This window comes from Perlabentimonas gracilis (assembly GCF_011174675.1).
Taxonomy (GTDB): Bacteria; Bacteroidota; Bacteroidia; order Bacteroidales; family Tenuifilaceae; genus Perlabentimonas; species Perlabentimonas gracilis.
The window spans coordinates 61,591-87,979 of record NZ_JAANIG010000016.1 but is presented as its reverse complement, the minus strand read 5'-3'; the positions used below and the strand labels follow the sequence as shown (position 1 = coordinate 87,979).

At 42.5% G+C, this 26,389-nt stretch carries 26 protein-coding genes; 20 read left to right on the top strand and 6 right to left on the bottom strand.

Going from position 1 to position 26,389, the window contains the following annotated elements; all coding sequences use genetic code 11:
• Window positions 1–55 precede the first annotated feature (55 nt).
• The 3 genes from G8O23_RS08920 to G8O23_RS08910 all read right to left on the bottom strand — a co-directional run bounded on the left by G8O23_RS08920 (window position 56) and on the right by G8O23_RS08910 (window position 2,324).
• Window positions 56–433, bottom strand: coding sequence for a PIN domain-containing protein (locus tag G8O23_RS08920; protein ID WP_166363923.1), 378 nt, complete (start codon window positions 431–433; stop codon window positions 56–58).
• Window positions 430–657, bottom strand: coding sequence for a hypothetical protein (locus tag G8O23_RS08915; RefSeq protein WP_166363921.1), 228 nt, complete (start codon window positions 655–657; stop codon window positions 430–432). The genes G8O23_RS08920 and G8O23_RS08915 overlap by 4 nt, the downstream gene beginning before the upstream one ends.
• Before the next feature lie 647 nt (window positions 658–1,304).
• The gene (locus tag G8O23_RS08910) at window positions 1,305–2,324 is read right to left on the bottom strand and encodes a branched-chain amino acid aminotransferase (RefSeq protein ID WP_166363919.1); all 1,020 of its coding nucleotides are present in this window, start codon (window positions 2,322–2,324) and stop codon (window positions 1,305–1,307) included.
• A gap of 187 nt (window positions 2,325–2,511) precedes the next feature.
• Between G8O23_RS08910 and moeB the strand changes: the two genes are divergently transcribed.
• The 16 genes from moeB to G8O23_RS08830 all read left to right on the top strand — a co-directional run bounded on the left by moeB (window position 2,512) and on the right by G8O23_RS08830 (window position 19,056).
• Window positions 2,512–3,591 carry a HesA/MoeB/ThiF family protein gene (moeB, locus tag G8O23_RS08905; RefSeq protein WP_166363917.1) on the top strand — a complete coding sequence of 360 codons (1,080 nt, stop codon included), beginning with the start codon at window positions 2,512–2,514 and terminating at the stop codon, window positions 3,589–3,591.
• Between the two features lie 83 nt (window positions 3,592–3,674).
• Window positions 3,675–4,031, top strand: coding sequence for a DUF190 domain-containing protein (locus tag G8O23_RS08900; protein ID WP_166363915.1), 357 nt, complete (start codon window positions 3,675–3,677; stop codon window positions 4,029–4,031).
• A 132-nt stretch (window positions 4,032–4,163) separates the two neighbouring features.
• Complete coding sequence (locus G8O23_RS08895) at window positions 4,164–6,101, top strand: tetratricopeptide repeat-containing sensor histidine kinase (RefSeq protein WP_166363913.1); 1,938 nt, start codon at window positions 4,164–4,166, stop codon at window positions 6,099–6,101.
• A gap of 6 nt (window positions 6,102–6,107) precedes the next feature.
• Complete coding sequence (locus G8O23_RS08890; protein ID WP_166363911.1) at window positions 6,108–6,857, top strand: LytR/AlgR family response regulator transcription factor; 750 nt, start codon at window positions 6,108–6,110, stop codon at window positions 6,855–6,857.
• A 113-nt stretch (window positions 6,858–6,970) separates the two neighbouring features.
• The gene (locus G8O23_RS08885) at window positions 6,971–8,725 is read left to right on the top strand and encodes a right-handed parallel beta-helix repeat-containing protein (RefSeq protein WP_166363909.1); all 1,755 of its coding nucleotides are present in this window, start codon (window positions 6,971–6,973) and stop codon (window positions 8,723–8,725) included.
• Between the two features lie 128 nt (window positions 8,726–8,853).
• The gene (locus G8O23_RS08880; RefSeq protein WP_166363907.1) at window positions 8,854–9,417 is read left to right on the top strand and encodes a LemA family protein; all 564 of its coding nucleotides are present in this window, start codon (window positions 8,854–8,856) and stop codon (window positions 9,415–9,417) included.
• A gap of 93 nt (window positions 9,418–9,510) precedes the next feature.
• Complete coding sequence (locus tag G8O23_RS08875; RefSeq protein ID WP_166363905.1) at window positions 9,511–10,488, top strand: DUF3137 domain-containing protein; 978 nt, start codon at window positions 9,511–9,513, stop codon at window positions 10,486–10,488.
• A 194-nt stretch (window positions 10,489–10,682) separates the two neighbouring features.
• Entirely contained in the window at window positions 10,683–12,425 is a 1,743-nt protein-coding gene (locus tag G8O23_RS08870) for a hypothetical protein (RefSeq protein WP_166363903.1), read from the top strand.
• A 136-nt stretch (window positions 12,426–12,561) separates the two neighbouring features.
• On the top strand, window positions 12,562–13,020 hold the full coding sequence (locus tag G8O23_RS08865) for a hypothetical protein (protein ID WP_166363901.1): 459 nt from the start codon (window positions 12,562–12,564) through the stop codon (window positions 13,018–13,020).
• A gap of 32 nt (window positions 13,021–13,052) precedes the next feature.
• Window positions 13,053–14,201, top strand: coding sequence for a DUF3137 domain-containing protein (locus G8O23_RS08860; RefSeq protein WP_166363899.1), 1,149 nt, complete (start codon window positions 13,053–13,055; stop codon window positions 14,199–14,201).
• Window positions 14,202–14,424: 223 nt separating this feature from the next.
• Complete coding sequence (locus tag G8O23_RS08855) at window positions 14,425–14,910, top strand: toxin-antitoxin system YwqK family antitoxin (protein WP_166363897.1); 486 nt, start codon at window positions 14,425–14,427, stop codon at window positions 14,908–14,910.
• Window positions 14,911–15,101: 191 nt separating this feature from the next.
• Window positions 15,102–15,608, top strand: coding sequence for a T9SS type A sorting domain-containing protein (locus tag G8O23_RS08850; protein WP_166363895.1), 507 nt, complete (start codon window positions 15,102–15,104; stop codon window positions 15,606–15,608).
• 6 nt (window positions 15,609–15,614) lie between these two features.
• On the top strand, window positions 15,615–16,994 hold the full coding sequence (locus tag G8O23_RS08845) for a fibrobacter succinogenes major paralogous domain-containing protein (RefSeq protein WP_166363893.1): 1,380 nt from the start codon (window positions 15,615–15,617) through the stop codon (window positions 16,992–16,994).
• A gap of 59 nt (window positions 16,995–17,053) precedes the next feature.
• Window positions 17,054–17,563, top strand: a complete 510-nt coding sequence (locus G8O23_RS08840; protein ID WP_166363891.1) for a hypothetical protein — start codon at window positions 17,054–17,056, stop codon at window positions 17,561–17,563.
• Between the two features lie 166 nt (window positions 17,564–17,729).
• Complete coding sequence (locus G8O23_RS08835) at window positions 17,730–18,389, top strand: fibrobacter succinogenes major paralogous domain-containing protein (protein ID WP_166363889.1); 660 nt, start codon at window positions 17,730–17,732, stop codon at window positions 18,387–18,389.
• Between the two features lie 34 nt (window positions 18,390–18,423).
• Entirely contained in the window at window positions 18,424–19,056 is a 633-nt protein-coding gene (locus G8O23_RS08830; RefSeq protein WP_166363887.1) for a hypothetical protein, read from the top strand.
• A 110-nt stretch (window positions 19,057–19,166) separates the two neighbouring features.
• Here G8O23_RS08830 and G8O23_RS08825 read toward each other — a convergent pair whose 3' ends face one another.
• Window positions 19,167–20,333 carry a DUF6051 family protein gene (locus G8O23_RS08825; protein WP_166363885.1) on the bottom strand — a complete coding sequence of 389 codons (1,167 nt, stop codon included), beginning with the start codon at window positions 20,331–20,333 and terminating at the stop codon, window positions 19,167–19,169.
• Between the two features lie 216 nt (window positions 20,334–20,549).
• On the opposite strand from G8O23_RS08825, the gene G8O23_RS08820 reads away from it, so the two are divergent.
• The gene (locus tag G8O23_RS08820) at window positions 20,550–21,404 is read left to right on the top strand and encodes a LytR/AlgR family response regulator transcription factor (protein ID WP_166363883.1); all 855 of its coding nucleotides are present in this window, start codon (window positions 20,550–20,552) and stop codon (window positions 21,402–21,404) included.
• A gap of 12 nt (window positions 21,405–21,416) precedes the next feature.
• Here G8O23_RS08820 and G8O23_RS08815 read toward each other — a convergent pair whose 3' ends face one another.
• Window positions 21,417–21,728 carry a cupin domain-containing protein gene (locus G8O23_RS08815; protein WP_166363881.1) on the bottom strand — a complete coding sequence of 104 codons (312 nt, stop codon included), beginning with the start codon at window positions 21,726–21,728 and terminating at the stop codon, window positions 21,417–21,419.
• The gene (locus G8O23_RS08810) at window positions 21,725–23,263 is read right to left on the bottom strand and encodes a PepSY domain-containing protein (RefSeq protein WP_166363879.1); all 1,539 of its coding nucleotides are present in this window, start codon (window positions 23,261–23,263) and stop codon (window positions 21,725–21,727) included. The genes G8O23_RS08815 and G8O23_RS08810 overlap by 4 nt, the downstream gene beginning before the upstream one ends.
• Before the next feature lie 179 nt (window positions 23,264–23,442).
• Between G8O23_RS08810 and G8O23_RS08805 the strand changes: the two genes are divergently transcribed.
• From G8O23_RS08805 to G8O23_RS08795, 3 genes are all read left to right on the top strand, one after another.
• Window positions 23,443–24,129: a hypothetical protein gene (locus G8O23_RS08805; RefSeq protein WP_166363877.1), complete on the top strand. Its 687-nt coding sequence runs from the start codon at window positions 23,443–23,445 to the stop codon at window positions 24,127–24,129.
• 137 nt (window positions 24,130–24,266) lie between these two features.
• Window positions 24,267–25,577, top strand: coding sequence for a tRNA (N(6)-L-threonylcarbamoyladenosine(37)-C(2))-methylthiotransferase MtaB (mtaB, locus tag G8O23_RS08800; protein ID WP_166363875.1), 1,311 nt, complete (start codon window positions 24,267–24,269; stop codon window positions 25,575–25,577).
• 4 nt (window positions 25,578–25,581) lie between these two features.
• Window positions 25,582–26,379: an inositol monophosphatase family protein gene (locus G8O23_RS08795; RefSeq protein ID WP_166363873.1), complete on the top strand. Its 798-nt coding sequence runs from the start codon at window positions 25,582–25,584 to the stop codon at window positions 26,377–26,379.
• Window positions 26,380–26,389: the final 10 nt, after the last annotated feature.

The window sequence follows — 26,389 nt, the reverse complement described above, 5'->3', positions numbered from 1 at the left end:
TCGCCGTCGGTTGTTCCTTGCCGTTGCAAAGTTAGAAAAGAATGTTTATGTTTGTTTAACCATCTATACAAAAGTCCGATTGATAGGGGGCTAAACCAACTATTATTTCAATTTCATAGTATTCAGCTGCTGAAACTTGAACCGCATCTTCAAAGTCTTTCAGGTTAGATTTCAACGCTTTCATAATAATACTTTTATCAACTCCAATAACATCAACGATTTCTATTAAGTTTGAAATGAATTCAATTGCAATTTCATTTCCTTTCTCTTTTCTTGAAATATAGTATATGTCAGTAACTGTTGATGCAGTTATATATCCGATAATTCGTTTTTTGTCAATTAATTCAAAAATTTTCGAGGAAAGTTCAAAGTGCGGTTCACGTTTTAAGGCTATATCAAGGATTATATTCGTATCAAGTAATAGTCTTTTCATTTGTACTTTTCCATTAAGTAGTCAAATTTTGAGTCATTACTTTCAAGAGGATACAGAAAACCCGCCCATTTTTCAACAAATTCTTTAGCTTTCAAGGTTTTTCTTAATCGTCTTGTTTTAGGCACAATAATTACATCCACTTCCTTGTCTGCTAGCGAAGTGTTTTTTGGCAGATGAATAGTCCCTGATTTTGAGATTCTTGTCCTAAAACGTAATGTTTTCATTGCTTATATTTTTCTCAAATATACGACATTTTTGCGATTCAGTTTCGTACCATCAAAATGTGCTACACCTAGTTAGTCAATATTAGGTCTTTGTATTCCTGCCTATTCGGCAGACAGGTGTGCGTTTTGCGTTATATTTCTTGCGGTTACACAAAGCGATGCGCTGAGCGGTGCACTGAGTTGTCGAAGTGTTTACCGAAGTGATCCTCGAAGAATACGCAACCGAGCGTATTTTGCGAGCTCAAGCAAGTTAAAGGAACCAAAAGGCTGGATAACATAAGTAGTCATTTGAAGAGAACTAGTACCTTAACTAAACGATATTGATTTATGATTACAAATTCTTTCATTAGTGTCCGACTAAGTATTTTGTAAAATGATAATAATGTGATAGATTTCTCGCTTCGCTCGAAATCTATATTCATTAGTCGGTCAGTAGTGAAATTCTTTAGTTTTTCTTCATCGATTTGTCAAATTAACACCCATATAATCAATGCATAAACTGTGTCTTTTTCTAATGGCGGTCATTAGAAAAATAATCGCTAATGACAACCGGAGCGAAGCGTAGCTCAGCGTTAGCTAAATTTGGGTTTAAACAGAAAAGGGTTTCCCTCGCAAGAGAGAAACCCTTTTTGCTAAGCAGAAATGCCTTATTCAATCACAGTAATCCAACCGTGCTTATCGTCAATATCGCCATACTGAATTCCCACAAGGGTATCGTAAAGCTTTTTGGAGATTGGGCCGGGCTTGCCATCCTTACAGAACTTGTAAACCTTGCCGCTATCCAAATCGTTCACCTCGCCAATGGGCGAGATAACGGCTGCAGTACCGCAGGCACCCACCTCCTCGAAGGTCTCAAGTTCCTCAACAGGAACAGGCCTACGATCAACCTTTAGACCTAAATCTTCGGCCAGCGTAGTAAGGCTCATATTGGTAATTGATGCCAATATGGATGATGATTTGGGGGTAATATAGGTCTTATCCTTGATCCCAAAGAAGTTGGCTGCACCAATCTCATCGATATACTTCTTCTCAACACAGTCGAGGTACATGGGGGCGCCGTAGCCTGCTTTTTGCGCCTTGATGGTTCCCCTTAAGCTAGCGGCGTAGTTACCACCCACCTTAAAGGTTCCTGTTCCAAGGGGTGCTGCACGGTCGCTATCGCGAACAATGGCAATCTTCACAGGGTTGAAACCCTCCTTGAAGTATGGACCAACGGGAGTAACAAACACCACAAACATATACTCGCTAGCAGGGCGCACGCCCACCTCAGCACCCGATCCAAATAGCATTGGCCTGATGTAAAGCGAAGCACCTGTACCGTATGGTGGCACAAAGTCCTGATTAAGCTTCACAGCTTTTACCACCGCTTGCTTAAACAGTTCGGTGGGTACTGGAGCCATATGAATTCCCTCGGCCGAACGCTGTAAACGACTGGCGTTCTCCTCCCAACGGAAAAGGCGAATCTTGTTATCTTTTCCACGGTAGGCCTTCATCCCTTCAAATGCCTGCTGACCATAATGGAGCGCAGTGGAAGCAATGTGAAGTGGAAGCGATTCGGAATCGGATATCTGCAGTTCACCCCATTTACCATCCTTATACTTGCAGCGTACATTGTAGTGTGTTTTTACGTAACCAAAGGGTAGGTTACTCCAATCGAGCTGTTGCATGATGACTACTTTTTAAGTGTTATTACTAATCCCAAAGGTAGGGAATTGAAATGTATTAGCTCATTTCAATTCGTATGTTATTGGGCAAATAAAATAATGTCATGGGTATGACTAGGTAAAATTGGTATAGTTTATTATGGACGGTGACAGAAGAAATTAATAGATTTATGCAAAAATTAAAAACTCTATGTTCGATAAAAGTTACGAAAGATATATTCGCCAAATTCGGGTAAAAGGTTTTGGCACTGAGTCTCAAAACAAGCTATATAATGCCAAGGTGCTAGTAGTAGGTGCAGGTGCACTGGGAAGCCCTGTACTCTCATATTTGGCGGCTGCTGGGGTTGGCACCCTAGGAGTTCTCGATAGCGACGAGGTGGATCTGACCAATCTGCAGCGTCAGGTTATATACACTACCAACGATATTGGCCAACCCAAGGCGGTGGTGGCAAGCCACAGGCTAAGCGAAATGAACCCCGAGATTAAGATTGTAACGCACCTTGTTAGACTCCATAAGGATAATGCATTAGAAATCATCAGAGATTATGACTTGGTAATTGACTGCACCGACAATTTCCCATCGAAGTTCCTGGTTAACGATGCCTGCGTGATGCTTAAAAAGCCTTGCATTATTGGTGGAGTGCTCCGTTTCTCGGGCCAACTCTCGGTATATAACCACAAGGGTGGCCCAACATTCCGCTGCCTACTGGCCGAAGAACCCGATCCGCTGGAAGCACCATCGTGCTCCGAGGCAGGTGTAATTGGAATGATTCCCGGAATCGTTGGATCGATGCAAGCACTAGAGGCAATTAAAGTAATTACCGGTATTGGCAAACCCCTTTCGGGCCGACTGCTTAACCTCGATGGGCTTACCATGAACGTTGATGAATTTGAGATTGAGCTAAATACCGATAATCTTAATATCACAGAACTTAAAGAGTACGAGTACTCCTGCCCCGACAGCATTCTAAAGGATAGGGAGATTGATGGGCAGCAATTCCTCGAAATGATAAGTTCCGCAAACCCTCCTACGGTAATAGCATTTGCCGATGATGAAACCCCTCTGAATGCACTGGGGCAGCACTGGTATACCATTCCGCTGTACGAGCTACCTAACAAAGTGCCCAAATTACCAAGAAATAGCAAGATTTTACTGATTTGCGAGTTTGGGCTAAAAAGCCAAGCTGCCCTAAGGTTTTTGGTTAGCAAGCACAATTTCGATAACGTACTATGCTTAAAAGATGGGGTGTCTCACCTGAATTTGATTTAAATTTAACCACAAAGCAACTCAGGTTAAGTAAATTCATGGTATATTAGCACTATCAAATAGTTGCTAACCAAACCCCTAGCGCCATGAATCAGCCTAACCAAGTTGTAATGATGAGCATCTATCTAAGCTCAACAGACACATTCCATAATAGCCCCCTTTTTGAGGCTATCACCATTGAAGCAAAAAATTTTGGAATACGAGGTGCCACTGTCTTTAAGGGTGAAATGGGCTATGGTGCCAGCAGCCGATCAACAAACGTAAAGTTTTGGGAGTTGGCAAGCAAACATCCCATTATTATACAACTTATAGACGAACGCGCCAAGGTGGAGCGTTTCCTATACCATATCAAGCCTTGGTTCGAAGAGGCGCAGAAAGGCCATATGGTAACCATTAGCCCTACTGAAATTGTGCTTTGCAAGGGCGGAAAAGAAAACTGCTAGCCAGCCTGTAAATGCTTATGCAATTGATTATTAAAAATAGCTTACCGGAGTAATAAAAATTACAATTATTGTAGTAATTTTATAAACAACTTACAACAGATTAATAAACCACAAACCAAAAAATTTTAAAAAGTGAAATTGCTTTTTGAACATCCTTTAAAATCATTCTTTTTCGGTTTTTTTGTTTCACTACTACTCCTAAGTACCAACACAGTTGCACAGCCTAATGATATAAGGCAGCTTAGCGATAGCATTCGATTGGAAATACAAAAAGCTGATGACAACGGAGAGCAGCTAAAAAGCTTGCTGGTCACCATAAGCAAAAACCGCCGTAGGCTGAAAGAGCTTTTTAAACCCCTGATGGAGGATTATATTGAGCACACCCAAAGGGTTAACTTTAAGCCTGGCTTAATGGAAGCACTCGATAGGCTTGGCCATAGAGAGAGGCAAGAGGGAAACTACGAAATTGCTACACAGTACCATCTCCGATCGCTTGAAATAGCAACTGAACTGGCCGATAGCGCGCAGCTGGCCTACAACTACTCCAACCTAGGACAAGTTTACCGAAGGCAGGACTACAATGCGCTTGCACTTCAGTATTTCCATAAGGCCTTAAATGTGCAGCAAGCCCTGGGCGATAAGCAGGGGGTATACTTTACGCAGAACTCTATTGGAGCAACCTACTTTGCGCAGGAAGATTACCCGGAGGCTCGCTACTACATCGAGCAAGCTATTAATGCATCCATCCAGTATGAAGACAAGCGTTCGCTATCATTCAACTACGGATGCCTTGGCGAAATATACCTTGCACAAAATATGATCGATTCGGCTATATACTACTTCCAGCAATCGCGAGAACTTAAGATTGAAACTAACCAAACCGATGGCATTGCCGTAGCAAACCACTTGCTAGGTCAAGCATACTTTGCAAAAGGGCAGTACGATAAAGCCCAAGAAGAATTCGAGAAAGCACTTCAAATTCATATAAAAACTAACAATAAACGCTACCAGTCGCTATGCCTATCATACCTTGGGAATATTGATATCCAGCAGGGGAGGTTAGATTCGGCGTGGGAAACGCTTAATCGAGCCAAAGACATTGCCTTATCGATTCACTCTCTCGAGAATCTGGTAACGATAGAAACTGCCCTCGCAGATTATCATAAGCAGGAGGGTAACTACAACAAAGCTTTCGATGCGTTCGCAAGCAGCTATGCCTACCGCGATAGCATTATCTCGGCCAAGGCGAAACGCAATGTGCAGGCACTGGAAATAGAGTATCAAACCAAGAAAAAAGAGAGTGAGATTGAGTTGCTCTTCAAGGAAAATATCATTAAAGAGCAAAGGATACGCATTGGAATTACACTTTTAGTCCTTTTGGTAACCATTTTTGGGTTGATAACCACATTATACCTTCAACGTCAGCGTAACGCCAAGGTTTTGGAGGCTGAACTTCAGCAAAAGCTATCGCGCTCGCAGATGAATCCCCACTTTCTATCGAACGCCATGTGCAGCATACAGAAGTTTATGCACAACCACGATACACAATCGGCAGCCAGCTACCTTGGCAAATTTGCTCAGCTAAACCGAGCCGTACTGGAGCACTCGCTTGTCGATAGCATACCGCTCGATGAGGAGATTGCCCTGCTGAACAACTACCTTGAGTTTGAGCAGCTGCGCCTGAGCCACGCATTCTCTTTTAAGATTGATTTTGATGAAGATGCTGACATCGAGATGATACGCATCCCCCCACTCTTTATCCAACCTTTTGTTGAGAATGCCGTGAAGCATGGCGTAAAAGATTTGGATGGTGATGGTATGGTTATTGTTAGGTTCATTGACCTAAACGATATGCTAAAGGTGGAAATTATTGATAACGGGAAAGGGATGATTGCAGAGCCAATCCAGTCGAAAGAACACCAGTCGCGCTCTATGGAGATTACTAAGAAAAGGCATAAAATGCTGCGGCAGAAGTTCAAAAATTTACCTACTTTTACTCTATCGAATAGCAACACAGAAAACAATGTGGGTGTAAAAATTACCATACACCTCCCCATTCTTTCAAACTAAACACCCATGGCTAAGGTTAAAGCTGTTATTATTGATGATCAAAAGGATATTAGGGATACCAATCGAACCCTACTTCATAACAATTTCCCGGATGTAGAGGTTGTTGGCGAGGCCGATGGCGTTGACTCTGGAGTTGAGTTGATACAAAAAACAGATCCCGATATTGTGCTGCTCGATATTGAAATTATGGGTGGAACGGGTTTCAATATCCTACAAAAGGTGCGACCCTACAACTTCATGGTGATTTTCATTACAGCATTCGACGAGTTTGCCATTAAGGCCATTAAGTTTAGTGCCCTCGATTACATTCTGAAGCCAGTTAACGAAACCGAGTTTTGCACAGCCATTGAGAGTGCCATCTCTACATACGAACGTAACAAGGTAGAGCTACAGGTTCAGAACCTTTTGGACCATGTTGAGGACAAAGGCAAAAACCGGAAAATTATACTTCGCACCATGGAGTCCATCTACCTTGTTAACCTCGAGGATATTATTTTTTGCGAGAGCGACAACAGCTACACCACCTTCCACCTAACCGACAAGAAAGAGATACTCGTGTCGAGGGGTATAAAAGAGTACGAGCAAATGCTATCGCACTACCGCTTTTTTCGGCCCCATCAGCGCTACCTAGTCAACCTCAACCATGTTGAGCGAATCGACAAAAACGATGGCGGTTCGATAATCCTTAAAAATAGCAACACCATTCCCATCTCGCATCGCCGCAAGCAAGCCCTAATGGATATCCTGAAAGGGTAAACGTTTTCAAACACAACTGTAACACTTTCAAATTCTCACATTCAAGGACAGAATTTTGAGGTTTACTTTGCTTTAGCAAATTTTTAATCCTAACCAACTAAAGCAATTGTACTATGAAAACAAAAATCCTTTGCCTTCTTGCCCTTTCACTGGTAATACTTTTTACCAGCTGCGAAAAGGACGACCCAACACCCATTGGTAAAATTGTTGAAATAACCGAAGATATTTCTGAATCGGCGACCTGGGAGTCGGGCAAAACCTATATTATTGACGGAAATATTAGGGTTAGCGGAAATCTTACCATTGAAGCGGGAACTGTAATTGAGTTCATGAAAGATGCAGCCCTAGAGTTTGCATACTGGGAAAATGAGTACGCAACAGTAACTGCCATTGGTACCGAGGAAAAACCTATTATCTTCACCTCGGCAAGCACATCGCCTCAGGCAGGCGACTACAGCGGCCTGAACTTTTATAGCGGAGCAAATAGCTGCGTATTTGAACATTGTGTTTTTGAGTATGGTGGTAAATACGACTACAATGGAACTGTTTACATAGATGAGACAAAAGTTAAATTCACCAACTGCCAATTCCGAAACCTGAAAAACAGCGCAATTGTGCTTTCTGTTGGAGGTGCTTTCACTGCTTTTGAGAACAACACCTTTACCAACATTGGCAAACACGCCATAAGCATTGCAGCTAAAAACGCCCATACAATCGGCTCCAACAACAACTTTCAGGTATCGACTGGTTATGGCATTTTCTTCCCCGAGGCATGGGATTTTGATGCAGCAGGAACCTACACGTGGTTAGCGCATAACGCTCCGTACATTGTTCAAGGTAACCTGCGCATTGGAGCCGATGGAAATGGCGTGAACCTGACCCTTAACCCAGGAACTATTGTTAAGTTTACTGCTGGTGCAGCATTAGAAGTGGCTTACTGGGACGACAATTACGCCAAATTAATTGCTAAAGGTACCGAAGAAGAGCCAATACTTTTCACTTCAAATAGCGCATCGCCATCAGCTGGAGATTACGAAGGAATAAACTTTTACAAAGGCGCACGCAGCTGCGAGTTCGACCACGTTACTTTTGAGTATGCTGGCCCCAACGACGACTACTACGGCGCTATAACAATTGAAAACACAAGCGTAAAGTTTACCAATTGCACTTTTAATCACTTCAAGCATAGCGCATTTCAACTTAAAGAGAACGGCCAGTTCACCCAATTTACAGGAAACACTTTCACTAGCATTGGCAAGCACCCTATTCAAATACGCCCCAATTACGTACATACCATAGGTGCCAACAATACATTTAACGCTGCTGCAAACACTGGCATTCTAATTAGTGATGACGAAGAATTCAACAAGCAGGGCACCTACACTTGGCTAAACCACGATGCGCCATACATTGTTGAAGGGAACCTGCGCATTGGTGCAACCGGAACGGGAGTTAAGCTTACTATTGCTGCTGGTACTACTTTACAGTTTATGGTTAATGCAGCACTCGAAATTCCTTACTGGGACGACTCATACGCAGTTATTACTGCCGAAGGGACTGCCGATAACCCAATAGTATTTACATCGAACAGCCCATCGCCAGCAAAAGGCGATTGGTGGGGTATTGATTTTAGAAGAGGTTGTATTGGCAGCTCGTTCGATTACTGTGAGATACTGTACGCTGGCTCAAGCGATTACTGGGGCGCTGTTAACCTGGTTGACGAAGCCGGTTCAAACCCAGTTTCGTTCACCAACTCACGCATTGCTCACTCTGGGAGCCACGGCATTACAGTCGATGCAGAGTCTTCACTTGACTACAGCACAATAACCTTCGAGGATATTGACGGTAACAATTACGTAGTGCTATAGCAATATAAGCTAGGAGGGGCGTTGAACCAGTTCAACGCCTTTTTTAATTTAAGTGCTACCAAAATTACAAACACAAAGTTGGATTAAACATTTTTTTATATCTTTAAAAAAACAAAACAACAAATAAGATGAGCCCTACAATCGTAATTATTGTTGCCGCAGTTCTACTACTGCTAATTATTATTGGAATGTACAACAGCCTTATTCGCAAGCGCAATGAGGTTGATAATGCATTTGGAGGAATGGACGTTCAGCTCAAGAAAAGGTACGACCTAATTCCTAACCTGGTTGCTACCGTTCAGCAGTATGCCAGCCATGAAAAGGATTTGCTCGAAAAGGTTACCCAGCTAAGAGCAAAAGCCACCGATAGACAAATGAATGCCGATGAAAAGGTGGAACTCGACAACCAGATTTCGGGTGCTATGCACGGCATCATGGTGGCTGTAGAGAATTACCCTGACCTTAAAGCTAGCGAAAACTTTCTGAATTTGCAGCGTACGCTTAACGAGGTTGAATCGCAAATTTCGGCAGCACGCCGAACCTACAACGCAGTAATTACCGACTACAACAACGCCATTCAGGTTTTCCCAAAAAGCATAATTGCAGGAATGATGGGTCTTAAGCGTAAAGAGGTATTCGTTATTCCCGAGACCGAAAGGCAAAACGTAAATGTAAAGAATCTTTTCAACTAGGTTCTTACTCGTATATTCCATTTTAAGCTAATGCTACACTACGTTGTAGCATTAGTTTTTGAATAGTTACCCTAACCCCAAAACCCATACATCATGATAGAACGTAACGACCTTGAAACCCTCTACAATAGCGAGCTAAAAGATAAACTCCAGGGTTTGGAGGGGATTCGAAAAAAAGTGAAAAGGGGACAAGTATTTGGCATTCTACTACTTGTTTTAACCTTTCTTCTATTCGTCCCTGCAGCAGCTTTGCTGGAAGGTTATAACGAAGCACTTCCCTTTATTTCTATTGCTCCGCTGGCCATTATCGGCATTGTTATTCTGGTTCGTACTTTTAAAAATAAAAAGATTTATCGCAATAGATTTAAGGATGAGGTGGTGCGCGAAATTGTTAAGGCAATTGACCCAACCTGGGAATATAACCATGATCAGTGCATTACCAGCTCGGAATATCGTAGCAGTGACCTGTTTAGACAATCGGTTGACAGGTATAGAGGCGATGATCTTATAAGCGGAAAGATTGATAAAACCGATTTCAGATGCTCCGAGCTACACACCGAGTACAAAACGGTTACTACCGATAAGGATGGCAAGCGTAAGGAGACCTGGCATACCATCTTCAAGGGGCTGTTCTTTCACGCCGACTTTAACAAGGAGATTAAGGGTAAAACCTACATTGAACCCGATACCGCGGAACGACTTTTCGGAAAGTTTGGGCAAAGCTTGCAAATGAGCTCCAAGGGCAAGCTGGTAAAATTAGAAAATCTAGAATTTGAAAAGATTTTTGCCGTTTTTGGCACCGACCAAACAGAAGCGCGCTACATCCTCACCCCTACCATTATGGAGGCATTGGTAAATATATACAAAAAGTATAAGCGAAAAATGCACCTCTCCTTTATTGGTTCTAGGGTTTACGTTGCCATAAGTTTTAATAAAAATCTGTTTGAGCCCAAGGTATTCTCATCGGGCGTAAAATTTAAGGATATTGAGTTTATGTACAACCTGTTTGAAATAAACCAAATTATTATTCAAGAACTAAATCTGAACACAAGGATTTGGACTAAAGAATAATATTTGTTATCCACAAATTACACAAATCAACTCAAATAATAATTTTGTGGAAATCTGTGTAATTTGTGGACAATCAAAACTACGCTTTCAAACTCCCTCCACACGCTTTCAAATACTCCCCCTGTTGCTAGGATATGATGCAGTACATTTGATTAACAATGAACCGTTTCGTCATAAACCTAACTATTTTACCTATGAGAATTCTAGCAACTCTAATCGCTGTAATGCTTTGCTCCAGCCTGTCTAAAGCTATTGATGGTCAACTTGAAGTAAACTCTGAGTTTTATACCCAAGTACAATTCGGCAACCCACTTTTTCAAAGCATTTCAAGTGCTGTAATAGTTAAGGCAGGTGTAGCCTATACCCTGCCTCAGGCCGATTTATCTCTTATCGAATCGGAAAAGCTATTCCTCGTTTCGGGCAGTGATGCAGCTGCATTCAACAGCGAGTACGAGCTACTAACCTCGCCCCAGTTCGTTTCATCAATACAAAGCAATTACAGGCTACAAAGCAACGCCGATGCCGAGGCTTTTCACAACCTATTTAGTCAAATTGATATGCGTTGGTCACGCACCTGTTTTTACCAGCAGGGCAACTCGTGGTACTTTATCCGCAGTACTTTTTTTGATGATGTTGAGTTCTGGCGAATTGATACAGACGATAGCGGCAAGGTGCAAACCATTACCTACGAGAGCAAGATGGAAGTTACCATCCCCGACCAAGTTGTTGAACCCGATGAAAGATCGCCACTACTAGAGCTGCAAGCCGATATAAAAATATCATCTGCTCAGCTCGATGCTATGAAGCAACATATAAATAGCAATATCAACTTTACGCAAAGCGTGAATAGGCTAACCGATTACACCATAAGCCAAATATCCAACGCCATCATTTGCGAGCACAACTTTAACATTGACGAAGTATATACCGATAGCGAGGGGAATTCATATAGTTCAACACGAGTTAGCCTTGTAATTAGCGTAAACCATAATGGCGATGAGCGCTTTTTCGAGTCGCATACCGATGTACTGACCTCATCAATATTTCTTGGGTCTATCAGTCCAAAATTCACACTAAAAACCGATGAGGACGCAAAACTATTTGAGAAGATACTCGACGAGATAACCCCATTTTACGAGCCCAAGAAGGAGCGCCTGCAAAAAGATAATGCTTGGTTCTTTATCCGCGACGAGAGTTTTGGTGATAACGAAGGTTTTGCCGTAACCATCGACACAAACGGAAAAATACAACGAATTACTCACAGCCGTGAGCTAGGCGTTGAGGTTCCCGTTGTAGAAATTGAAGAAAATACCGTTGACTGGGGGTTTAATCTACTACAACCCGAAACCACCAACCTTGAAATTTCAGAGGGCACACCCATTGAATTTGCCTTTGAGTTTAATGCCGAGGCGGCTAATCACCTTGGCGCCTGGGTAATGTCGCAGTTTAATGGCGATATGATGGATATGGTTTATGGTGGACTTTCATCGCCTTTCTACGGGCATGTACCATCACATTTACTAACGCAAGGCAACCACACGCTAGGCGTTTACCTAATGCGCCCCGGCAACGATACCGAAACCGCTTATGGCAAAGCCATTGTATACATCACCGTAAAACCTTTTGACGATAAGGGTATTCAGTGGGGCATTAAGTTGGAAGAACCCAAAACCACAAGCCAAAAGGTTAGCGAAGGGCAATCAGTTCCTGTTGCTATAGCCTACAATGCGCAGGAGGCTAACCGTGTAGGTTTACGCCTTGAGGTGCGCCACAATGGCGAACTTGCTGTTAGCCAAACGCCACCCACGCACAAATCGCCATTCACCATCGATATTCCCTCAGGAGCACTAACAAAAGGTAGCCATAAGGTAGAATTTGTATTCATGGGCGGCACCAAAATAGTTAAGATTATAGAACTAAATATTGAGGTAGAGTAAATCAATCAATCAATCAATCAATCAATCAACCTGCCTACCAACGTCAGTCAGTCAAGCAGGTCAATAAATCTTTCTTAGACGCTGACAGGAGCTTCGCACGCTGTCAGGTCATTTAATCAACCACTTAACGAACCTTATGAAAACAAAACTAAAAATTGCAATCATCGTTTTAGGCTTTATTGCGGGAGTCGGATATATTGTTTGGCAAGGCCAGTACATTTCGTTATCCAATGGAGGCGGAGCAACGCCCGAAAAAGCAGCAACCTTAAAACTTGGCAGAAATACTAAGGGCACTATTAAAAATGCCAATTCGCCACATTGGTTCAAGGTGCAAGTGCCGCAAGGCAAAACCCTTTACATAAGCGGTTTTGACATTGAGGATGCATACCTAAAAGTTGATGGTAAGCTATACGACAATCAAGCACAAACCATAGTTAAGAGTGCCGATGCCAACTATCAAGAATTGCAATTCACAAATAGCACTAACGAAACCCAGTTTCTTTTGCGCTTAGAGGTTGCCCAAAACAAAACCCAAAAGAAGTATAACCTGTTTGCAAATATTGTTGATGAGCCAGCTGTAAGGCCAACAAATTAACCCTATCAACCCCCCAATTAACTAATATGACTATGAATAGCACAATCAACCAGCTTTTAGAAGAAACTTTAGAGCAAAGAAATGTATCAGAATCTGAAAGCATCCAATCTGACGGGAACAACACCCTAACGCCCCTCGAAAATTTACGTGGTTACTTCGACTCAGCCATAAAGCCCCAGTTCGAGAAGCTCGAATCGGTACGTAAACGCATTTCTCGCAGAAGAAAACTAGTATCGTTTGGCATACTGGTAGTTATTGGAATCATTATCCTTATAGTTCTAACTTTAGGTTTACTCTCGGGCGATATCGAGGCATGGCTCGATGAGAATATTTTTATCGTTATTGGCGCAACGCTTCCAACGCTAATGATTTTTGGTGTAACCACTCTTTTTGCTAGTCGTAGCATACGCGAACCATTGGATAAGTACCGCGAGGTTTACAAGGAGATTGTAGTGCGACCCGTTTTTAAGATGCTAAACACCAATTGGAATTACGACCCCAAGGGCACAATAAGTATGGATGCCGTTAAGAATAGCCACATCTTCGGCCCTATTGTAGATATTTCATGCGATGACTACATGTCGGGTAAAATTGGGAAAACCGATTTCGAATGCTGCGATTTGGTTACCTACGGCAAGGCCTACAACGAGCATAATGAAGAGATAAAGCGCGAGAGCTTCCGAGGTTTCTTCCTACACGCCGATTTTAACAAGAAGCTTAACGGAACCATATTGGTTAAGCCCGCTGAAATAGTGCTGATTGATGGAGGAAGTCCCCGTGTGAAGATGGAGAACCCTGAGTTTGATAAGAAATTTGAGGTGCACACGAATATGCATAAAGTAATGGATGCGGTTAGTGGTGGCATTTCTATATCCCAACTTATTGAAGCCGCTAAGGGGATGAGTTCCACCGAGAACCACACCGAGGCGCGTTACGTGCTTACCCCAAGAATGATGGAAGCAATTCTGAATATTGAAAAATCTATTGGCTATCGCCCCGTTATTTCCTTTACCGAGAATAGGGTAAATTTTGGTTTCCTTACTGGCAAGGAACTTTTCGAGGCCAATACTAACAAGCCAATTAGCTTTAACGATATTGAGGAAATATACAACTTATTCACTCTGATAGAAGTTGTTATAAATGAAATGGATTTGAATACACGAATATGGACAAAAGAGTAATTTTAGGTTAAACGTAAAAATATAAACACAAAGACACAGAGTAGATTGTGTGGTAAAAAAACAAAAAACAATGAATATCGAACTAACCAAGAATGCATAAGTTACTGAACTATGAACACTGAACTATAGTTTGATTTACTCTGATAGGAACATTAACTTAAATACACATATCCGAAAGAACAAAGACCCTAACAATCAATTTTTTAACTAACAAATCACAACTATGAGAAAACTAATGATTATTGCATCGGCGTTACTTATGCTAGCAGCATGCGGGAACAGCGAGCAAGAGGCAAAAGAAGTTAAAATTCACGAGCTGGAGGATAGAGCAGGTGTAGCCTACCTTCCAAAAGCCGACAAGCCATTTACAGGAACTGCATATGCCTATTTCCCCGATGGTGTTACCGTTTACCTAAAATCAGAATTTGTTGATGGTAAGCAGCACGGCGAATATATTGAGTATTTACAGAACGGTAATATTAACTACAAGCGCAGCTATGCTAGCGGAATTGAAAATGGTGAGTGGATAGAATACTATGAAAATGGGAATGTTAGCAAAAAGCAGAATTACAAAGATGGACAGCTCAATGGCGAGTGGATTACCTATTACGACAACGGACAAATACGTGTAAAAGGCCAATTTGAGAACGGCGAAGAGGTTGGTGAATGGTTTGCCTACGATGAGGAAGGCAATCAAGTGGAGAGATAGGCTTACGCTTTCAAACCCGATAGGTACGCTTTCAAAACTCACCCCCAAAGGGTGAGTTTTTTTGTGTTGCTTTATATTACAATTCATTCAAAGTAATGAATTGCTCAACTAGTACTTAATTGAATTCTAATCTAACCAAAATGATTCGTATCTCTATCTTGGTAATTGTCTTAAATTGTTAAAACATTGTTATGTACAAAGAAAAAGCGTGTAAAATTTCCAAAGGCATGCTGCTATTGGGTCTACTCTGCAGCATAGGATTTACCTTGCCATCGTATGCTCAGCAGGGGATGGTATCGGGCGGAGGAGATGGCTCCAGCGCGGGAGGTAACATCTCGGTGTCCATCGGACAAACTTTCTACACCGCCACTACCAACGCTTCTCATGGCGTACAACAACCCTATGAAATATACATTGTTTCGAGTATCGAAAGTGCTCAGCATATTTCGCTTAGCGTAAAAGCATATCCAAATCCTACTAGTGATTACCTCTTCCTTACTTGTGATCTTTCAGATTCAAAACATTACCTACCAACCGATTATATGCTTTTTGATATTGGTGGAAGGTTGCTCGCAATGGGTTCAATTGTTTCGAACGAAACACGGATTCAAATGGGTAGCTACGCCTCTGGCACTTACATTCTTAAAGTAGTATCAAACCGAATGGAAGTTAAAACATTCAAAATAATTAAACAGTAAAACACCATGAAAAGATTATTTTTTATATTTTGTGGACTATTGTTAAGCCTTGGTATGTTCGCGCAATCAACTCAGGCATTCAGTTATCAGTCCATTATCCGCGATGCCGATAATAATTTGGTTAAGAATGCTGAGGTTGGAATGTACATAACCCTTATGCAGGGTGCCCCAGGCACAACCAATATTTACAACGAAACTCAAACTGTAACAACTAACGAGAATGGTTTGCTAACTACAACAATTGGCAATAGTACTGGCTTTTCCGATATTAATTGGACTAATCCACCGTACTTTTTAACCGTTTATATCGATTTGAACAGCGGCACAGACTATACCATAGAGTTTACTACGCAGCTGCTTAGCGTTCCGTTTGCATTGCATGCTATAAGTGCCGAGAGTATTACTGGTGAACTTAACGAAACCGACCCTGCCTTTAATGCATGGGATAAAACAACCGGCATTGAAATTAGCGAATCGCAAATATCTGATTTGCAAAACTATTTAACCGAAGAAACCGACCCTGCCTTTGGAGCATGGAACAAATCCACAGGCATTACAATTACAGAAGCACAGATCACCGATTTGAAAAACTACCTTGAAACCGAGAATCAAAACCTTAACGATGTGCTGACAAAAGGCGCTGATGCAGGGAATAAAAACATTACTAACCTTGCCACCCCTGTAAATGCAAAAGACGCAGCTACAAAGGAATATGTTGACGCACTAAGATTAATGATATTAGATTTACAAGCAGAAAAAGGAGTTACCGATAGCAGAGACGGTACTCATTACAATGCCGTGCGTATAGGCTATCAAGTCTGGATGGCCGAGAATTTAAAATACCTGCCAAGCGTCAACCCACCTACAATAACATCAAACACTGAACCATGCTACTATGTTTACGGTTATGATGGAACGTCTGTTAATATAGCAAAAAATAGAGAAAACTATATAACCTATGGGGTGCTATACAACTGGCCTGCGGCAATGAATGGCCAAGAAAGCAGTGACGCTAATCCAAGTGGAGTTCAAGGCGTATGCCCAAAAGGCTGGCATTTGCCAAGCCATGATGAGTGGAAGCAATTAACCGATTATTTAGGTGGAGGATTTGCTGCCGGAGGCAAATTAAAAGAAACCTCAACAACACATTGGAATAGCCCAAACACAGGTGCAACTAACGAAACAGGCTTTACAGCCCTTCCAGGGGGATGCCTTTCGGATGCGAAGGTTTTCGACCTTATTGGCCTCAGAGGCCAGTGGTGGAGCACTTCGTTTAAGGGTTGGAACTGGGTAATGACCTGTTTCATGGGCCACGATTACAGCAATGCTTGGAGAGACCAATTCTATAAAATGGAGGGTTTTTCTGTTCGTTGTGTACGAGATTAAACTAACTTGTAAATATCGAAGTATCATTACCAAACATTTTTAACTAAATAACTAAAATCATGAAAAAGCTAATTACACTTTTTACCATTGCTGGCATACTACTCATGCTTAGCTCTTGCGAAGATGGCCTAACACTTAGGTTTGACGCAAACTTTAAAGTAAATATGAATATTGATGTTGAGGACACTGGCAAGGGCGACACCTTCCCATTCTCTGAAACCCAAACCCTTAACATTGAGGACGACAAGGAGGTTGCCAAGCAGATTGAGAAAATTAAGGAGCTAGACATTACCGAGATTGAATGCGAAGTAACAGGTATCCCATCGGGACAATCAATCCCCCTTCTAAAAATGTACGTTGAGGAAATTGACTTAACAGTAACATTGGAAGACATTACGGAGAACCACATCATTACCCTGCCCATTTCCGAAGATCTTCTCAATGCCCTTAGTAACTATCTATTCGAGAACCATCAAGCAACTGTAACCGTATCGGGCGAGTCTACCTATGCACCAATGGTGCTTGGCGTTAAACTCAATTTCAAGTCGAAAGTTGCAGCATCAATATAGCAATAACATTCATATACAACCCAAGCAGAAGAGTTATTGCTACGCTTTCAAACAAAGGGTATACGCTTTCAAAACTCACCCCAAAAGGGTGAGTTTTTATGTGTTGTTTTACTCTACAATTGAACTTTAAGCAAACAAACTACATAATAAACCTAATTTATTACAGATGAAAACCACAAAAAAACTGGTAATTCTAATAGTAATTGCCATTGCAATTAACGGATGTAAAATCTCCAATTTAACCAGCAACAAGCTGGTAAACAAAACAGTTGACAAGGTGGCTACCAAAGCCATTTACGGAAACTACAACTGGGCTAGCGACAACCTAGATGTGGCCAACTTCCGCAATGGCGACCCCATTCCCGAAGCCAAAACCGACGAGGAGTGGGTGCAAGCCGCCAAAGAGGGCAAGCCTGCCTGGTGCTACCTTAACAACGACCCCGCCAACGGCAAAAAGTATGGCAAGCTGTACAACTGGTATGCAGTAAGCGACCCCCGTGGGCTTGCACCCGAAGGGTATAGACTACCTACTAATACCGATTTTGACAAGTTGATTGAAAGCACAGGCATCTCGGCTGCAAATCATCGAAAGAAAGAATTGGTTAAGGGGGGTAAGACTGGTTTTAACTCAAAACTTGGCGGTTACAGAGGCGAAGATGGTTATTTCCATAAAGATGGTAAAGAGACACGCTACTGGGGCTCAAACAAATACCAAGCAAACCCCGAAAGAGCTCACTCTTTATATATTGGAGGGAGAAATGATAGCAGCGGCTCCGGCAATTTTCGTTTAGCCAATGGCTTTTATGTACGCTGCATTAAAGAGTAACCTTAAAACGTAAACATAACCAATACGCCAGAATATGAAACGAATACTTCTATCATTATCTATTGCTATTTTCGCCATAGCAACCATTGCCCAAGAAAATGATTACAAACAGTTTGCCATCAAATCGGGCTATGTAGAGTATGAACTTACAGGAAACACTGCAGGTACCAAAATGTTTTGGTGGGATAACTACGGTGAGAAATCGCGCACCGAAATTAAATCGACAACTACCATAAAAATTTTTGGTAGAACCTCTAAAGAAGAGCAGCATAGCATTTCTGTAACCGACGGTACAACAAATTACACATGGGATCTGATTAAGGGAACAGCCTACAAAACATCTAACGAGGAATACGTTGATATGGGCAAGGAGCTTACCGAGGGGATGACCGAGGCCGAAATAGAGCAGATGGGCCAGGATATTATTGATGCCCTGGGTGGCGAACGCTTAGGAACCGAGAAAATACTTGGCAAAGAGTGCGAAGTACTAAAGATAATGATGGCCAAGGTGTGGATATACAAGGGTGTACCCCTTAAATCCGAAGCGAAAGCTTTGGGCATTTCGGCAAATGAAATTGCTGTCGAAATCAAGGAAAATATTCGTATCCCTGCTTCAACCTTTGAACCCGACAGGGGCATTGAGTTTCAAACCATTGACGAGTACTAGCTAGAAACCCCTAAAAAAGCAGGCATCCCTAGAAATGGTTTCAACGTATTGAATCCCATTCGGGATGCCTTGCTTACCCCCAACAAATATAGCCAAGCAGTGATGCTTGCTTAGCTCAAGAATTCTGTGGCCATCGAGAAAACACTCTCGAAAGCCTTATCCACATCAGCCGATTTGTCGTTACGATAAATTGGAAATGGGTTCTCGTGTGTGTAGTCAAACGGGAAATCGAGCTCGGTAAAAACACTATCTCCTCGTATACATGTAAGTGCCCGTTTTACTGCAGCTGCAGGCATTACCAAATCCTTTCGAAGGGCAACAACCCTGAGCCTGTTCCTAAGCTGCTGGAAACGATGCTCTCGAAAAGCCTGGCTACTCTCCTCTGCAATCATAGCCATAAAAGATTCGCCCAGCACCCCTCCCCTAACATACGATGAGAATGGCGACCTGAACTTAAGCTCTATGGGAAAATCATGCAGATAGTATCTGCGTAAACTACTGTAAGCATGGCTATCCATTATTAGGCGCGAAGTTCCACGCATCTGATCGAATAGAGTTCCTCCACAAAACACAAATAGCCTTGAGGTACTCAACAAATCATTTGGGTTAGCAAGAAAAAGTATTTGTGCCAAAAAGGCCCCAATGGAATACGAAAAGAAATCGACCTGGGCATCCTTTTTTAAAAACGGAATACCACCCTCCTTTATATCACCAAGAAGCTTTACTATGTCGTCGGCACTTTGCTTGCCCGATGTAAAGAAGCGCAGCGGGTCGTCGCTCAAGCGCTGGCTTAGCGCAATATTTGCAAAGGTTGCCATTTGCAATCCATCAAGCGATTTGCGTTTGTTCAATAATGACATCATTTGCCTAGGGTTTGCCCAACTCTCGGGGCTCCGATTCATATGAAAAGCCAAGGGGAACAGGATTACGGGTCTACTGGTCTTGTCGCCCAAGTACTTTGCCCAAGGCAAATATTTATGCCAACTGCGCTCATTGAGGCCATGCAGCAATATAATTGCCTTACCATATGTGCTGGCAGTATTTGGTATGTACACAGGGTAGTTAAACTTTACATTCTCGGCAATTGCCCTATCCTCAGCAGCATATATGTGCCCATTAACTCCATTATTGATTCCTGTACGATTAAATGGAATAGGGTTTGAACTGCTTTCGAACGGCACTGGCTTAAATATGCCAGAATGATCCTTTAAGCAGGTGTTGCCATTGCTTAACGAGAACATCCCCTTAAGCTCGTTGTAAGTTCTAGTGAATTCCATAGTTCAGGTATTGTGAGTTTTGTTGCAAATAACAACTCAAATGCGTCACATTGCAAATTTTTGGGTTTTTGGGAATTGGCAGGGGGTACAAATGCCTATTGAGGGGTAAAATCAAAAATAGAGGGGCAAAATATTTTAGGTATTTGTGCGCATAACTTACTCTCACATCCTTTTGTTGGAGTGTATTTGCTATCTTTGGAAACTCAAATCGAAAAAATGCTAAATAGTCCACTACCAAAATACCTCACCGACAAAAAGAATATTGTAAGGCTAATAATGCTTACAGCACTCTTTGCTGTGGTATTTATCAACATATACGCTCCTTTTGGTTTGGAAACTATTTACGAACTATCCGATTGGGAATTCCTGGGCATTTCGAGCATTATCATCCTTACGGGGGTACTGGTGGTGGTAATTAGCAGGGTAATCATGTATCACCGCTCAAAGCGCACGCAATTGCTGGTTTGGCAGTACATTATATGGGTATTTGCCGAGGTGCTTGCCATGGCCATATTTTATACCCTTTTTGAGAAGCTATTCATTCAGGACTCAAGGTTTATTCTCGATCTGCTTAAAATATCGATGAAGAATACTACCCTGGTGCTATTCTTGCCCTACTCGGTGCTATGGCTTTACTTCTCATGGCAGGAAAAGAAGCAGCAGCTTCAAAGACTTGCCGAGGAAACATCGATGGGGGTAGATACTACCAAGAAGATGATACCAATGTACGACGAGAAGGGGGTGCTTCGTTTCTCGGTAAAGGTTGAGCATTTGCTATACCTCGAGTCGGCCGACAACTACGTGAATATTTACTACATTGACAAGGGGAAAACTGCACGATTCACTCTGCGCAACAGCATTAAGCGCCTTGAGGCACTGCTAAAAAATGCTCAGGTAATCCGATGCCACCGCTCGTATATGGTAAACTTCGAAAAGGTAAAAATCCTCAGAAAAGATAGGGATGAGCTAATACTTGAACTCGATGGCCCATCGAATATCGAAATTCCAGTGTCGAAAACCTATGCTCAAAATGTAATGGAAACCTTTACCCACTACAGCCTTTCGCACTAGGTTTAAAAGATTCTATCGCTCAAATATTTTTACAACCAAAACCCTAAGGATACCTCCTGAGGTGTTTGTAATACCACGATTTGCTCCCGAAGGCACCTCAATACACATATCGGGCGAAACGGATACTGAGTTTTCGTCGGTTTCAACCATTCCCTCGCCCTCCAGAATATAGATAGCCACATCGAATGGATTGGTATGCTTGGCCAGCACCTCGCTGGGTTGTAGGGTAAGATGCACAATTTCAACCCTAGAGTCAACTAGCATCTTGCGCCCATCGAGGTTGAAGGGTACTTTCTCGGCAGTTCTCAATTCGGTTATCCTCATTCCTTTTTACTCTTTTTTCGTTTACTATACCTTATAATCCACATCACCACACCTGTTAACACAATTACCACACCCAGTATACCTGCAAGGGGTACTACCAAAATGTAGAAATCGCTTACCAAAAATTTTACAATACGCCAGGTGTGAATCTCCAGGGCAAGATTCCAAAGCGATATCCCCGACTTGGAGACTACCTCCTGAGGCATTTCTGGAAAACTGTTATCCCCCTTAGGTGTGAATGCACCACTATTATAATCAAAGAAAACATTTACGGCATTTTGTAACCTTATTCCCCCAGCAATGGCCAAAGCGCCAAAAGGCGACCTGAGCGTAGAGTGGGGCTGTACACTTTCTCCCGTTAGATAGTCTGATAGGTGATGTTCGAAAGGATTCCACCTGTACAACCCGCTGAATGATCCAACTACATAGTAAGGCCCCTCTTGCCAAAATACATTTATCCCCATTACACTTACTGGAGGCTGAAGAGCAAATTTTACGGGGGCTTCCCTCAGGTCGGGCGATAGTGCATAGATACCCTCTGCTGTGGCCAAAAGGAAAAAACGACGGTGCGAATCGTAAATTAAATCACGCAGGTTATCGCTCCAGTAGTTTGAGTCGTCGAGTGTAGTTCCCTTTATGGGCTTAACCGATTTGCTTGCAATGGGAATAAGCAATGGTGGGCGCAGGAACATTCCCGTTGTAGTTACAACAAGCAGCAGCAATGCTGCAAAAATTCCAATGTTCAAATGCCATCGGTACGACCAGCGATTGGCGCGCTTAATCCTAGTTCGAAGCGTAAGCTTAGTTTTTATTCTACTAAGCAGCTTGGGAGCAAAAAAGTAGAACAACCCAGTAATCGACAGGAGAATCATTGCTACTCCACCCAAATCGACAATTAGCTTGCCTGGGATTCCCCAAACCTTACCACTATGGATAAACCAAATGGTTTTAAAAAGGCTTATGCGCTTTTGAGCGCCATTAGGAGCCAGTAGTGGAACCATATGAAAGGTCTGGAAATCGTCATACGCCAAACCAATCATCAGATGGGAACGGCTCATCACAATTAGGCTGTCGCCCTGCTGCTCAAGGGCCACCATTCGCTCCTCGGCTATGGGCAGCTTAACCTTCTGCCACTTGCTATTGCAGTACCTGTACAATCCGAATAGCGTGGCAGCAAAGAAATCATCATTACCAACCACCTCAACATCTGCAATTTTCCGGTTATCTATCCCCTTGGGGAAACCTTGGTTTAAATCAACAAACGTTGAGAATTGACTGTCGGTGAGCCAAACCCCTATGTTACCGTATACCAGCATCGAATCGGAACTAACAGGTATAGCCCCTCGGATTGAGGCATTATTCCAGTTGCTATATCTATAATCCCTAGGCAGACAACCACGTTTAATATCTACCTTGGAAAATGTTCCCCTATGATTAAGCACAATGCCCGAAAGGGCAAAAAATATGAAGAAGAATGCTAGTGCAACACCTAGCCACTTGTGATACTTCCTAAATACTTTGTAAAGGCGGCTCATATAAATTATGTATTGAAAGTTGCAAAAATACTAGGTTTTGCTTAGCCAATTGTACCATTTGTTACAAACCCACGTTTTTTTAATCAACCAAAAACTTTATTATGGTAAAATGCAAATTGTAAAAAAATTGTTTCTAAATTGCATAGAAGAACGGGGGATAAAAAAAATGAATACTGCAAATGAAGGTTGAACTTGCGATTATATTACTTCTGATTGCCTACATTGCTTACCTGCACTTTAAGCTTAAACAGAAGGGAAATCGAATCGATTCGTTACTTAAGCAGCAGCTCAGCTTGCAAAACTTCACGAGCCGCGAGGAGATAGATTTTTTAATCAATAGGTTAAAATCATTTCCATACGAAACGCTGCTTAAGCCCAACAAACTGCTCGATGGAGAGGTGCAAAGCTTCCTGTTCAGCAATCTCGACAACGAGGAGTTATTTGTTCACTACACACGCGACCCAGAGGTTGCCGATAACATTTGCCGCGAAGGATTCCGCTTTGCCGATTCGTTCTACAAAACAGCCGAACCCATTACCAACGATAAGCTGGATCTAGTATACAAGCACAACCTTCGCAAGCAATTCGGGAGTATTATTGTAGTTCTCGCTTTCTCAAAAGATATCTACAATAAGTACACGCAGATTATTTCCAACGTTAAGGCTGTGGTTAATGTTGAGCAGATTTTTAGCACCTTGCTACCCGAGCTTAATGATAATATGGACGAAGTGTACCTTTTGCCCGCTCAGTTTGTAAAAGGCTACATAAATATTGAAACCGGCGAAATTGTACCCAACCTCAACTTTAAACCAACCTACGACTCCCCCAATTTCGAGAAGAACATCCGTGAACTCCAGGGGGGGTAAGCAAATTCCATATTCATTTGGTGCAATAATGCATTGCTCCGTACTGTTAACATTAATTAATGTAAGGTCTACCTGCCTGCTCAATTTAAGTGCCCCATTTTTTGTAACTTTGTCAGGTTTTTACAACAATATGCAACATGTCAAGCGAAAAAAAGAGGGTGGCATTCTACACCCTTGGCTGTAAACTTAACTTTTCGGAAACATCTACCATAGCTCGCCAGTTCGACGAGCTGGGTTTCGAGCGGGTTGCACCCTCGGCTCAAGCCGATGTTTATGTTATTAATACCTGCTCGGTTACCGAGCACGCCGATAAGAAATGCCGTCAGGCAATTAAAAAATTTGTAAAGCAATCGCCCAACGCATTTGTTGCCGTTGTGGGGTGCTATGCCCAGCTTAAACCCGAGGAAATTGCGCAAATGGAAGGGGTCGATTTGGTGATGGGAGCCTCCGAAAAGGGAAACCTACCACAGCACATAGGCGATATAACAAAAGGGCCAAAGGCCAAGGTATATAGCTGCGATGTGGATGCCATTAACGATATTTTTCCCGCCTACTCTTCGGGCGATAGAACCCGCTCGTTCCTTAAGGTACAGGATGGTTGTGACTACCACTGTACCTACTGCACCATTCCACTTGCCCGCGGCAAAAGCCGCAATATCCCAATAGATAAGGTTATTGCACAAGCCGAGCAAATTGCAGCCAGCGGCATTAAGGAGATAATTCTCACAGGTGTTAATACGGGTGATTTTGGTCGTTCAACAAACGAGAAGTTTATCGATCTGCTAAAAGCCCTCGATGAGGTGGATGGGATTGAGCGATACAGGATCTCATCCATTGAACCCAACCTAATTACCGACGAAATTATCGCATTTGTATCCACATCTCATAAGTTCCTTCCGCATTTCCACATTCCGCTTCAGTCGGGTTCCGACAATGTGCTCAAGCTTATGAAGAGGCGTTACAACACCTCCCTTTTTGCCGATAAGATAGCAAGAATCAAGCAGGCCATTCCCAACGCATTTATTGGGGTTGATGTAATTCTTGGGTTTCCGGGCGAAACCGATGAGGATTTTGCCACAACATACAACCTGCTCGAGAGGCTTAAACCCTCATTTCTACATATCTTCCCATACTCTGAGCGCCCCAACACACCAGCAGCCAGCTTTAGCAACAAGGTGAAATCGAAGGTTGTAAACGAACGGGTAAAGAAGCTGCATAATCTTTCGGATAGGCTGCATCGTGAGTTTTATCAACGGAACATTGGAAAAGCCGATCAGGTGCTCTTCGAGTCAACAAGGAAGGATGGATTTATTAATGGTTTTACCAGAAACTATATAAAGGTTGAGCATCCTTACAGCAAGGAGCTGGTTGGTAAAATTATGAATGTTACGCTAACTGGTTTAAGCGATAATGGCAATTGCATTGTAGAAATATCAGAAAAAATATAATAGAATGAATATTGAGAGTGTATGCACACAGGTTGTAGACCTAGCCACCACTACAGGCGAATTTATCCGCCAACAACGCAAGCATTTTAGCTTCGATAAGGTGGAGACAAAGGGTCTGCACGATTTTGTCTCGTATGTTGATAAAGAATCGGAGCATCTTATAGTGGAAGGTTTACAAAAAATACTTCCCGATGCCGGATTTATTGCTGAGGAGGGTACTGGCCAGCAGAAGCACGGAGGGCTAAACTGGATTATCGATCCGCTGGATGGCACCACCAATTTTATTCATGGCCTTCCCCCCTACGCCATCAGCATTGCGCTAATGGAGGGCGATACAATAATTCTAGGGGTGATATACGAAGTAACCCTCGACGAATGTTTCTATGCCTGGGGAAATGATAAAGCCTATATGAATGGTAATGAGATTCATGTATCGGATATTGACAATGTGAACGACTCACTAATAGCCACCGGATTTCCATACTACGACTACAACCGAATTGAGCCGTTCATGCAATCGATGGAGCATTTTATGCGCCACTCGCACGGCTTACGCCGGTTGGGCTCAGCTGCCACTGACCTGGCCTACGTAGCCTGCGGACGATTTGAAGCATTCTACGAATACAGCCTTCAACCCTGGGATGTGGCTGCCGGTGCTTTTATTGTTGAGCAGGCAGGCGGTAGGGTGTGCGATTTTAGCGGCGGCAGTAATCATATTTTTGGGAAAGAGATAATTGCTGCCAACAGCAAGGTTTTTGAACCATTCGTTGGGATAGTCTCTGGCTTTATGTCGAAACAATAACTTTTTAGTT